The sequence below is a fragment of the Mesorhizobium sp. M0898 genome, from assembly GCF_040319695.1.
Taxonomy (GTDB): Bacteria; Pseudomonadota; Alphaproteobacteria; order Rhizobiales; family Rhizobiaceae; genus Mesorhizobium.
In genome coordinates this window covers 20,294-32,263 of record NZ_JAMYOE010000022.1, presented here as the reverse complement: position 1 = coordinate 32,263, position 11,970 = coordinate 20,294, and the positions used below count along the sequence as shown (strand labels likewise).

The window sequence follows — 11,970 nt, the reverse complement described above, 5'->3', positions numbered from 1 at the left end:
GGTTGGAAATGTCCGCGCGTAGTGACTTGGTGCCGCTTCAACCGGGCGACCGTGCGCCAAACGTGGTACTCGACGCCATTACCCAGGAAGGCAAGATCGCGCTTGACGATTTTCGCGGCCAAAAACCGGTGCTGGTCGGCCTGTTTCGAGGTCTGCATTGCGCGTTTTGCCGGCGCCATATCGCCGCCCAGGCGCGGCTTGATCCGGAGCTGCGCGAAAGGGGCGTGGAGAGCCTGACGGTGGTCAACACGCCGATCGAACGGGCGCGTCTCTATTTCCGCTACCATCCGATGCCGAATCTGCTTGCGGCCTCCGATCCTGAACGCGCTTCACATCGTGCTTTTGGACTGCCCAATCTCGAATTCACCCAAAACGAGACGAACTGGCCGTACAAGGTCTCGATGGCAGCGGCAAAGGATATGCGGGTCGACATACCAGGCGAGTTGCCCGGTCCTATGGATCCTCTTGCGGCCAGTGAAATGCTCAACAAGAGGGACCATTACGAGCTGACCGAAGCCGACGAGCAGATGCTAGCAACGGGACACGGACAATTGGTCGGTCAGTTCCTGCTGGACCGGCAGGGGATCGTCCGCTGGAGCTTCACGGAGGTTCCAGAGGGTGGGCGATACATGTTTGGGGCGCCAAGCCCGCAGGAGCTGATGTCAGCCGTATCGCAAGTCGCCCAATAGACTTGCGAACGAGGTAAGCGGGCGGGACACGGAATAAAAAGCGGAACCAATTTGTTACGAATCTAGACACTGACAAGTTCACGGTTCATGCGAGCACGGCCTCGACAACGGCAACAAAGTCATCGAGCGAACGATCCCCACGAATCTCGATGCGCGGAAGGTCGATGGGATCGCAATCGAGGTCCGCCGGTCCGTGTCTGCCGCCGAAGCCGATTCGATAGCCGCACTCCTTGGCCAGCCTGCCAAGCCGTCGGTCGGTGACAGAGAAGGGTGCCGCGAACGCCGCGGTTGGCCGACCGGTCCACCGTTCGATGAACATACGAGAGCGCAGGAGCTCGGCGGCCAAGTCAGAGCTCGACAGACCATCGATCGCGCGATGCGTCGCCAGATGGCTTCCGAAGAACGCACCTTCGCCGGCGAGGCGTCGCACCGTCCCGGCGTCCATAAGCTGCGTCGGCGGGCCGCTGTAGGCGTCCCACTGTGCACTTTCACCCACCAAGTCCGTCACCAGGAACACTTCCGCGGTCAGGTCGTTCGCGCGCAAGGCCGGCCAGGCATGGTCGGCAAAGTTCTGGAAGCCGTCATCGAAGGTGATGAGCACTGGGCGGCCAACGAAAGGCTGACGGTTGGCGATGAACCATTCCAGCTGCTCGGAGCTAATCGCGTGAAAGCCATTGGCGCGCAGCCATGTCATTTGGCTGGCGAATGCGGCGGGCGCGAGCCGAAAACGGGCGAGCGCGGCCGGACCTTGATCGGAGACACTGTGATACATGAGGACAGGGATACGCTGCCGCCGCTCGCTATGTGCGACGTCGCGGCGCAAGGCCCGCGCCCCGCCCCAGACGATATTTCGCGCGACTCCGATTTCGATGGGGGCGCGGATTGGCACATGATCTATCGTCGGTTCCGTCGCCACGTCGCCTGGTGACAGGCGGCGGAAGCGGTCTATGCGGTAGAGCTCGGTCTGGATCGATTGCTCGAGAACGAGGCCGTGGGTCGCTGCCAGCGTCTCTGAGATCGCTTGTGCACCGAATGTGTTCCAGTCGAAGCCCGTCCTTTCAACATTGTCTCGTAGCACGAATGCGTGTGCGCTGATGAAACTGCCACCAGGCGCCAACGCCTCAACAAGTTTTTTGGCGATGCGCCGCAACTCGGTGAGATCGTCCAGGTAGTAGAGCACTTCCGAACAGACGATCAGATCCATCTCGCCCGGCAGCGTGTCCGCAGAAAAATCCAGTACGCCGAACTCAACGTTCGGCTGATCACTGCATCGCGCGCCCGCCCGCCCGACGGCTACGGCGGAGATGTCAGTTGCGGTCAAATGGCCCACGCGCGGCGCCAGCTGCCGCGTGAAGTGGCCCTCCGCGCAGGCCAGCTCAAGCGCCCGTCCGATGGGACCGGCAGGCAGAATTTCGAGCTGCCGCTCATATTTTTCCTGCTCATAGGGCGAACCGTAGTTCCAGGGATCCTCGATCGCAAAATGGCGATTCCAGAAAGATGTGCGGTCATTGTCGCGCCCATCCGCGGCCCGTGCACGGCGCGGCGCTGCAAAAGGCTCTTTAGTTTCGGCGCTCGACCGAACCAGCGCCTGCGCTTCCGCGGCCAATCCCGCAAGTTTGCCGAAATGGCTGTCCTGATCAGACCGGCGTCCCGCCATGGACAACAATGCCTCGGCTGCAGACATGTTTGACTTGTCGGCACCGGCGCCCTTTTGCGGTGCATCTACAGGCGATCGCCTCGCAAGTCGCGCGGCACTGTGCATAGGCCGCTCAGAGGGCAGGAAATTCAGGATCAATTCAATCCAATGACGCCTCGTCACTCTCCCGAGTACGCCGAACTGCACGAGAGCCTCGATCTGGCCATCCATCATCAGATGGGCATAGATTTGATCGATTCCTTTCGGTACTTCGATCGAGGCCGGATTTCGCACGTCGACACGAATTCCAAGTGTCCGCGCCAGCCTGCGCGGCGCGGCAAGATCGTCGACATCGAGCAGCATTTGCTCAAAGTGATACTGCACGCGGCGAGCCGCGTCCGGATTATTCCAGACCTTGCCGAGTTCGAGGATCAACTCGGTGAGGGAAGCGCCGAACCTGTCCCACCTGGCAGCCAATTGCGCTGGCACCGACAGGCTTCCTACCATAAGGCCATCGACGGCCACCTTGGCGATCTCACGCGCCCACTTACGTCCTGCTGGGAGCGCGCGCAGGGACTGCGGGTTGATCGAGCGCGAGCCGCAGCCGCAATCCGATGCGGCGTTCCACAACGCGAACCACGCGAGTGCTTCTGAAGCGGTGTGGCCGTTCGCGTCGGTCGCTCCATTGGCGTGAGCCGATGGCGGGTGTTTGACCCTGGGATCGGCGGAAAAGCCGCGAGCGATCACGACTTCGCCATCTGCCAGCATCTGCGCCGAATTGCGGCTGAGCGCGTTGGGGCTGGCCCGATAGAAAGCGAGCGGCTCGTCGACCATCACCCAATTTTTGCCTAGACGTGCGAGGCGCTGCCACAGATCCCAGTCCTCGCAGGTGCGCAGCGACACGTCGAAACCGCCCAACTCGACAATTATCTCCCGATCGACCAGCAGCGCGTGAGTGCGGACGGCACACCGGCGGGCGAACGTTTCGAAGGGTTGAATCGCAACCTCCGTTGCGATGCTCGACGCCGTGAGTTCGCCATCGGGCATCACGCGTCGGGAACCGCAATAGGCAGCCACTGCATCGGGAGCGGATTTCAGTGCGGCCAGCATTTTGGCAAGGAAGCTGGCATCCACCCAATCGTCCGCATCCAGAAACATGAGCCAGTGGCCGCGCGCCTTCGAAATCCCGCTATTGCGCGCGCCGGCGGGGCTATGCGCGCAAGAGCTCAACATCCGAAATCGGGCATCGTGCTCTACATAACCGGCGATGATCGCAGGGGTGCGGTCCGTGGAGGCGTCGTCGACGATGATCGCCTCCCAATCCATTATTTCCTGATCAAGAAGGCAATCGAGTGAGCGCGCCAGCGTTACCTCCGCGTTGTGCGCAGGAACCACGATTGAAACCAAGGGATCATGCGCCACGCCGTCTTACCCGCGCCTGGTTCGAGGTAGAACAAGATGTGTTGATCTTTCTCGGCGTAGGCCGTCACAATCGACGCCGATCAGTCCGTCGACCCATCGTCCATCACCACTATATCCAGTATCTGGCAGGTCTGCCGGCGGATGCCGGCACGCATTGTGCCGACGGTTTGCTCGGCATTGAGCATCGGTACCACACCGCCCTGCGGTAGCATCCTGGATCATCGAGCTTTCGTTTTCTTCGGCAAGAGTTGGCAAATGTCAAAACCGGATGACGGCATCGGCTGGCAGCACTGCCCTGTCAAGATAAGGGCGAATTGGAGGCGGGCAAAAAAGACTTGAACACAGGCTGAATGGCAGCGCGCATGCCCGACGGCTTGGAGCTGGGGTCGATGCGCCAGGGCATCTCCGCTCTCGCATTTCATCTGCATAAAGATGATCGCGGGCGAAGACGCGAGCGCGAGCTGATCCGGATCGAGCCGCATGTCGAAATCTACCCGAATGGGGACGTTCGAACCGACTTAAGCCGCGAAGATTCCGGCTTGCGGGTCGACAATTTTACTGGCAAGTTTACCAGTTGCTAAATTAGCGCTGTGGCAATGTTCAAAAGAAGGGGCATGGGATGGCCAAGGAATCTTCGAGTACCGCTTCTTCGGCAAATAAAGCGGACGCAAATCTGATAAGTAATGCAGACGGAAGCGGGCTGACCTTCATGGCGGGCCAGGCTCGCGAGAGCGGAGCCCCCGGCGACGCTGTAGGTGTCGACAAGATACGTGATCTGCTGTTCGGCAACCAGATGCAGGACTATGACCGCCGCTTTTCCAAGCTTGAAGAACGGGTCTTGCAGCGCTTCAAGGATGTCGAATCCGAGGCCAAGCGCAATCTTGAAATGTACGAGTCAAATGCAAAGAAGCAGGTTGACTCGCTTGCGGCGCAATTGCGGAACGAAAAAGACGCGCGAGCCGACGCCGATAAGGAGATTGATCGGAATCTTCGCGAGCAAAATCAGGCGCTCGAAAAGCAGGTGCGCGCGTTGTCGGATCAGTTGAGCGAGCTTGAGCGGGAAGTTGCGGACCGGATAAATCGAAACGATCATTTGCTGCGTGAGGAAATCAAGCAAAAGAATGAAAGCATTCAGATGCTGATGGAGAAAATGTTTTCCGATCTTGGCAATGTCAAGACCGACCGAAATCTTTTGGCTGGCCTGTTTGTTGAGGTTGCAAAATGTCTAAATCAGGATCCCGTCGGCAGCAAGAACAACTCGGAGCGTACCTGGAAAGTGAGTTGATCGGAACTTGACGTCGACTGTCGACCCAATCAGCCTCCCTCAAAGAGCAGCTTCGAACGATACAGAGATTGATCGCGAGGCGCTGGCTCGCCTTTTGATCGAAATTGCCCGGAACGTTGATCCGGACTATCGTGCGCGTCTCGACGGAATCCCAACCGCCGACCCTCGCATGGAAACGCTGCGCCAGTTGCTGGTCGGCCGCGAAATTTCGGAGCTTTCACGAGTTACGCACCTGCTCGACGAACCGGAGCAGCTTGCGGCTGCAGTGGGGAGCGTTCTCCCCAGTGCAGCCGCACGTGCGCCTCATGCGCAACTCGGAGAGGCCCTTGCGCCAGCTGTCGAGAGGGCCGTGCAACGGTCCATCCAGAAGAGCCCGCGTACGCTGACGGATATATTGTACCCGGTGTTTCTGCCGGCTATTCGCAAGTCGATCGGCGAAAAGATCGACCAGACCTTTCAATCGTTGAATGAAACTTTAAGACATATATTTACCTGGCACGGGCTCAAGTGGAGACTTGAAGCGTGGAGAACAGGAGCAAGCTTCTCAGAAGTTGTTCTTAAGCATTCTCTTGTTTATCGTGTAGAACACGTCTTTCTAATCAATCGCAATTCCGGGCTTTTGATAGCGCATGTAACTGCCGCTAATGCAACTAGCGAAGATCCTCAACTCATTTCTTCTATGCTTAGTGCAATTCAAGATTTTGTAAAAGACTCATTTAACGAGAAAGAACAGAGCGGCCTAGATACCATTCGTTTCGGAGAGCTTCGTCTCTGGTCGGAAGTTGGACCGTTTGCGACCTTGGTTGCGGTGATCCGGGGAAATCCGCCGGAGGAATTACATGAAATAATTCGCGATGTATTGCTTCGCATCCATGATGAATGCTCACAGGCTCTAGAGCAGTTTGACGGCGACAGTTCGCAGTTGGCCGGCGTAGAGACGCAGTTGCAGACCTGCGTTGAACTGAAGCAGGAGGAATCAAACCAGGGATTTCCGTGGCTGGTCGTGGCTGCAGTCCTGCTGGTTTTGATTCCGGCAGGCGGTTGGTTCTTTCTTTCCTGGCAATCCGTGCAGCGCTGGCAGACCTATGTGTCGCGACTGGGGACCCAGCCGGGCATCATCGTTGCCGAACAAAAGGTGCGTGATGGCCAATTCTATATTGCCGGTCTGAGAGACCCGCTTGCCGCCGACCCGCAGTCGCTGTTGGCCGGAACGCAGGTCGATCCCGCCCGCGTTCATTCACAGTGGCAATTCTATCAGAGTCTTGATCCGGAGTTCGTATTGAAGCGGCTAACGGCGTCGCTGGTTCCGCCGGATTCAGTACGACTTTCGATCGTCAATGGTCGCATCGTTGCCGAGGGTGAGGCTCCCAACACCTGGATAGATCGGGCGCGCGCAGCGGCCCAACAACTTTCGGCAGGCGGACCGGAATTCGACATCTCCAGGGTTCGTGATGTGAGCCCCGAAGCACGCGCAGCGGAGCACTGGCAGACTTATGTGTCGCGACTGGAGGCCCAAGCGGGAATCATCGTCGCCCAACAAAAGGTGCGTGATGGCCAATTCTATATTGCCGGCCTGAGAGACCCGCTTGCCGCCGACCCGCAGGCTCTGCTGTCCGGAACGGAGGTAGATCCCGCCCGCGTTCATTCGCAGTGGCAATTCTATCAGAGCCTTGATCCGAAGTTCGTCCTGAAGCGGCTGATGGTATCGCTGACCCCGCCGGATTCAGTACGGCTTTCGATCGTCAAGGATCGCATCGTTGCCGAGGGTGAGGCTCCCGACATCTGGATAGACCGCGCACGCGCAGCGGCCCGACAGCTCTCGGCAGGCGGACCGGAATTCGACATCTCCAAGGTTCGTGATGTGAGCCCCGAGGCACGCGCGGCGGAGCACTGGCAGACTTATGTGTCGCGACTGGAGGCCCAAGCGGGAATCATCGTCGCCCAACAAACGGCGAGGGGGGGACATTTCTATATTTCCGGCCTGAGAGACCCGCAGGCCGCCGACCCGAAGGCTCTGCTGTCCGGAACAGGGGTCGATCCTGCTCGCGTTCATTCACAGTGGCAATTCTATCAAAGCCTTGATCCGAAGTTCGTGGTGAAGCGGCTGATGGCGTCGCTGACTCCGCCGGATTCAGTACGGCTTTCGATCATCAAGGATCGCATCGTTGCCCAGGGTGAAGCTCCTGCCGCCTGGATAGATCGGGCGCGGGTCGCCGCCCAACAGCTGTCCGCGGACGGACTCTCTCTAGAACTCTCCGAGCTGCGTGAGTTGACCCCTCCGCAACTCACTCATTTGAGGGAGGCTATTCAAGCGGTCAACATTTTCTTCGATTCTGGCAAGGCTGTACCGGGACCAGAGCAACTGCCGGTTCTCGACAAATTGGCGAATCAGTTGAAGGAATTGGCCGAGGACGCCCGCAAGGCAGGCGTAACAGCACAGTTCATGTTGACCGGCCATTCGGACGAGACGGGCCGTGAAACGGCCAAGTTGTCGATCAGCGCCGCGCGCGCGGAGACAGTTCGTGCGCTTCTCAAGAAGCGCGGCGTCGATCCGGAGTTGCTCTTGGTTCGCGGCGCGGGCACCTTTGAGCCAGCGGAGATTGAAAATAGCCGAACCGGGAACTCCGCCAACCGCAGAGTTTCGGTTACGGTAAACTTCCACTAGGCGGAGCCCAGGATATTGCAAAAGAAGATCTGTATGTTGGGCGGGTTCGCTGTCGGAAAGACGAGTCTGGTTCGCAGGTTTGTGCAAAGCATCTTTTCAGAAACCTACTTGACCACGGTGGGAGTGAAAATCGACAAGAAGAGTGTCGCATTCCCGGACAAAACCGTGGATCTGATTTTGTGGGATTTGGCCGGCGAAGACGATATCGGCTCATTCCGCGTCAGCTATGTGCGAGGTGCGAGTGGGCTCGTGCTTGTCGTCGATGGAACACGCGCTGCTACTCTTGCCGTTGCGCTCACGTTGCGCGAGCGGGCCGAGGCTGAATTCGGCGCTATGCCGTTTGTATTGCTGTTCAACAAATCCGATCTGGCCGATCGGTGGGCAATATCGGATAGTGAAATTGACGAACTGAGGCAACTTGGATGGCAAATCTATCTGACAAGTGCGCTTTCGGGCGAACATGTTGATGATGCGTTTCGTCAACTTGCTTCGATGGTCAGCAAATAAACCATGAATGTCTTGCCAAGAGAAGTTAAAAGCTGGATTTACGATTTCTTCTACAACGAGCGCTCGGTCGCATATCTGAAAATCGACGCCCAGCTTTGCATAGCTGCGAAGGGCGGTAACGTTAACCATTACGGACTCTCGTCAGTTCGCATAGGTAAGCCTGTTGCCGAGCAGCTTGAATTCATGGAAGGTTTGTTGCCCTGCCCGGAGCTTCCATATGATATGGCCATGGTCGAACTGCCCAGCGGGCGTGTCGCGGACCTCCATCTTTTTGCTGACAATGCCTGCGTGTGGCTGCTCTTTCTTGACGCCACTGCCGAACGCGACAATAGGCAGCGGCTTCAACAGAAGGCTTATGAAATGACGCTTCTGCAAGAGAGGGAGCGTCAACTCAACGAGAAATTACAATCGACAAACGAGGCGTTGAGGGCGAGCCAAGAGGGATTGTCGCGTGAATACCAGCGCGCCGAAGCCCTACTCCTCAACATTCTTCCGGCGTCGATCGCGGAGCGGCTAAAAGCGCACGAACAAATTGCAGACAACCATGCGGAGGTGAGTGTGCTTTTTGCCGACATCGTCGGCTTTACGGAAAGAGCGCGGAGCGTCGGAGCCGTGACGACGCTCGCTATTTTAAATTACTTCTTCAAGGCGGCGGATCTGCTCTCGGAGCGATACGGCTGCGAAAAGATCAAGACAATCGGCGATTGTGTGATGGTGGTCGCTGGCCTGCCCACCGCGCGATCCGATCATGCGGAAGCCCTTGCGCACTATGCACTTGAACTGCGGAAGGCGGTTAAGCGCGAACGCTTCGCAGGAGAACCGGTAAGACTCAGAATTGGAATTCACTCAGGACCAATCGTGGCGGGCGTCATAGGCAAAAGGCGGTTTGCCTATGATCTATGGGGCGACACCGTTAATCTCGCCGCACGTATCCAAACGTCCGCGGAGCCCGATGAAATCCGCATTTCGGATGCAACTCATCAACTGCTTGGACCAAATTTTGCTTGCGACCCACTCCAGGAAACGGAATTGCGTGGTACAGGTCGTGTGCGAATGTGGCGGCTCCCGGCCTGATTTGCCGCATGGCAGTGCCGACCCGGAAGCGCATTGCATCTCAAGCAACATCATGGTTTCGAATGTCCGCAGCGGTGCGCGAAGCAGTTGACCACCGAGTGACCGCCAAAGGTCTGTCTTGGTCATCTCAGGAAACCAGTTCCTGAGATTTAACGTCGATGCCCAGTTCATAGAACGGCCGGAGGCCTGGGCCGAGGTCGCAATGCCCTGCCCCCGGCGGCTAAATAAACACCGCCACGTACCCGGCACAGCGGTCTGGCTCGGAACGATGACGTCTTGCACCGCAACATCGGTTTCTTCAAGGTAGGGCAACAACGGACATAGATGTCGTTGCTCGCCGATCTGATCGGAAGGTTAACAGCACGATGCCACTCATGACTCGACGATTGGGAGCCAGGAACCTGGCGCGCCCGGCACGGCGTCTCGGAGACCTGACTGCGATGTTTGCCCTGATTGCCAGGCCGCTCGTCTTTGGGATCGCCCTTTTGTTGGCTGGTCAGGCGCAAGCGCAGGCGCCGGCGACCGTCCCGCCTGAAAGGGTCAAACAATTGTTCGAGCTTCTCGACGATCCGTCAGTGAAGGCGTGGGTGGCCGAACAGCGAAATCAGGACGCCGGGTCAACGGGAGCGCCCGCCGAGAGAGGGGCTTCGCCGACTGACGCATCGTCCGGCGCCGTGGCCGCACCAGGCCAGATGAATACGATGGCATCCTCGACGCTCGATGGGATCAGGCATCATATCGAAAGAATCGTGCGAACTTTGCCCTTGCTGCCAGGCCAGTTCGCGCGCGTTCGGGCAGAGACGATGGAGGATATGTCCAGCAGGGGGCCCGCCGGCGTATTTGTGCTGATTGCAATGTTCATCGCTGCCGGCCTGGCACTCACTTGGGCAACGTTCAAGCTCACCCGTCCATTTCGTCTTTGGATTATCGCGCAACCGAAGGATACGCCCGTTGGGCGAGCCAAGAAGATTGGTGGCCGCCTGCTTTATTCCAGCATGCTGATAGTCTCTTTCGCACTGGGCAGCGCCGGCGCGTTCATGTTGTTCGACTGGCCGATGCTTATCCGCGAGATTGTACTGACATTTCTGATGGCGGCAGTCGTTACATGGGGTGTGCGCATGTACGTCATGGCCACGCTCGTCCCTTCCTTCATGAACGTCGAGAACGCCGTCGAGGTTCGTGCTTTGCCGATCACCAACGAAGCGGCTGACCATTGGTCCTATTGGCTACCCCGGATCGTCGGCGTCTTCGCCTTCTTCGGCGCCGCGTTTATCCTCTTGCCAGGTCTCGGCATCGATCAGGACGGAATGATGGTCCTGTCACTGGTCGCCGATTTCGTGCTGCTGCTGCTCCTGCTGCTCGCCATTTGGCGTCGGCCAAGAACGCAGCGAGACGGTGCGCGCCACATCGGTCACACGGAAGCGACATGGCTATTGGCTGCTTATTTCGTCGTCCTGTTCCTGCAGCGTATCGCCGGTCTTTATACATACTTCTGGTTCACCTTCGCCGCATTCTTCCTGCCTTTGGCAATCGTGGTGACGCAGCGCGGGGTCAATTTCGTTCTGCGGCCAGGTTCGGAAGATGTCGGCCGGCCCACGATCCCGGCGGTGACGATCGCTGTCATCGATCGCGGGATCCGAATGATTTTCATCCTGGCGGCGGCTTACCTTCTCGCACGTGTCTGGGGTCTGGACATGCAATCCATGCGGGGCAGCGATACGACGACGACGTTCATATTGCGCGGCTTGATCAATGTCGTGGTCATTGCCCTCGCCGCCGACTTCGGCTGGTCGATCATCAAAGCTTTGATCGAACGAAAGCTGGGCATCGAAACACCGCACCCTGTGATCAGCGACGAGGACGTCCCGATCCTCGATCCGCAGCAGGCGCGGCTGCATACGCTCTTGCCGATCCTCCAGAATATTCTGCTCGCATCGATCATCGTGATGGCGGTGCTTATGATGCTCGCCTCGCTGGGTATCCAGATCGGCCCATTGATCGCCGGCGCTGGCGTCGTCGGCGTCGCCGTGGGCTTTGGGGCACAAACCATCGTCAAGGACGTCATTTCAGGCGTGTTTTTTCTGCTCGACGATGCGTTTCGCGTTGGCGAATACATTTCATCGGGCAACTACAAGGGTACTGTGGAAAGCTTTTCGCTGCGCTCGGTGAAGCTGCGCCACCATCGTGGTCCGCTGTTCACGATACCTTTCGGTGAACTCGGGGCAGTCCAGAACCAGAGCCGTGACTGGGTTATCGACAAATTCAACATCACCGTTGGTTATGACACCGATATCGACTTCGCTCGCAAGCTGATCAAGCGGATCGGCCTCGAACTGGCGGAAGATCCCGAGTTCAAACACTGGGTGCTCGACCCGATCAAGATGCAGGGCGTACAGGAGTTCGGCGAATACGGCATCGTATTGAGGGTCAAGGCCACAACCAAGCCGGGAGGCGCCTTCGGTATGAAACGCAAATTCTATGTACGCCTCCGCCAGGTCTTCAAGGAGCAGGGCATCGAACTCCCATTTCCGACCGTCCAGGTCCAGGGGCTACAGAACCAACATGGGGCAGAGAATGCTCCGTTGGAGATCACGCCCGAGTTGAAAATGGCCGTCGCGCAGTCGCACACTATTCGGCGCAGAAAAAAAGCTAGCACAACGGAATAGAAAAGCTGCGACACCTGCTGGTCACA

The 11,970-nt window shown here is 58.1% G+C and carries 8 protein-coding genes; 7 read left to right on the top strand and 1 reads right to left on the bottom strand.

The window, feature by feature from the left end:
* Positions 1 to 8: 8 nt before the first annotated feature.
* A complete protein-coding gene (locus NKH90_RS21315; protein ID WP_352470916.1) occupies positions 9 to 689 on the top strand; it encodes a peroxiredoxin-like family protein in 681 nt (226 codons plus the stop codon).
* An 85-nt stretch (positions 690 to 774) separates the two neighbouring features.
* On the opposite strand, the gene NKH90_RS21310 is transcribed toward NKH90_RS21315, so the two are convergent.
* Complete coding sequence (locus tag NKH90_RS21310) at positions 775 to 3,747, bottom strand: trifunctional glycosyltransferase/class I SAM-dependent methyltransferase/polysaccharide deacetylase (RefSeq protein WP_352820743.1); 2,973 nt, start codon at positions 3,745 to 3,747, stop codon at positions 775 to 777.
* Positions 3,748 to 4,109: 362 nt separating this feature from the next.
* On the opposite strand from NKH90_RS21310, the gene NKH90_RS21305 reads away from it, so the two are divergent.
* From NKH90_RS21305 to NKH90_RS21280, 6 genes are all read left to right on the top strand, one after another.
* Positions 4,110 to 4,328, top strand: a complete 219-nt coding sequence (locus NKH90_RS21305) for a hypothetical protein (protein WP_352500816.1) — start codon at positions 4,110 to 4,112, stop codon at positions 4,326 to 4,328.
* Positions 4,329 to 4,366: 38 nt separating this feature from the next.
* Positions 4,367 to 5,032 (top strand): DUF3450 domain-containing protein, encoded by a 666-nt coding sequence (locus NKH90_RS21300; RefSeq protein WP_352470876.1) that lies wholly within the window; start codon positions 4,367 to 4,369, stop codon positions 5,030 to 5,032.
* A gap of 7 nt (positions 5,033 to 5,039) precedes the next feature.
* Positions 5,040 to 7,697: an OmpA family protein gene (locus NKH90_RS21295; RefSeq protein ID WP_352820742.1), complete on the top strand. Its 2,658-nt coding sequence runs from the start codon at positions 5,040 to 5,042 to the stop codon at positions 7,695 to 7,697.
* Positions 7,698 to 7,712: 15 nt separating this feature from the next.
* The gene (locus NKH90_RS21290; RefSeq protein WP_254818889.1) at positions 7,713 to 8,204 is read left to right on the top strand and encodes a Rab family GTPase; all 492 of its coding nucleotides are present in this window, start codon (positions 7,713 to 7,715) and stop codon (positions 8,202 to 8,204) included.
* A 3-nt stretch (positions 8,205 to 8,207) separates the two neighbouring features.
* Positions 8,208 to 9,278 carry an adenylate/guanylate cyclase domain-containing protein gene (locus NKH90_RS21285; RefSeq protein WP_352820741.1) on the top strand — a complete coding sequence of 357 codons (1,071 nt, stop codon included), beginning with the start codon at positions 8,208 to 8,210 and terminating at the stop codon, positions 9,276 to 9,278.
* Between the two features lie 440 nt (positions 9,279 to 9,718).
* Positions 9,719 to 11,944: a mechanosensitive ion channel family protein gene (locus NKH90_RS21280; RefSeq protein WP_352820739.1), complete on the top strand. Its 2,226-nt coding sequence runs from the start codon at positions 9,719 to 9,721 to the stop codon at positions 11,942 to 11,944.
* Positions 11,945 to 11,970: the final 26 nt, after the last annotated feature.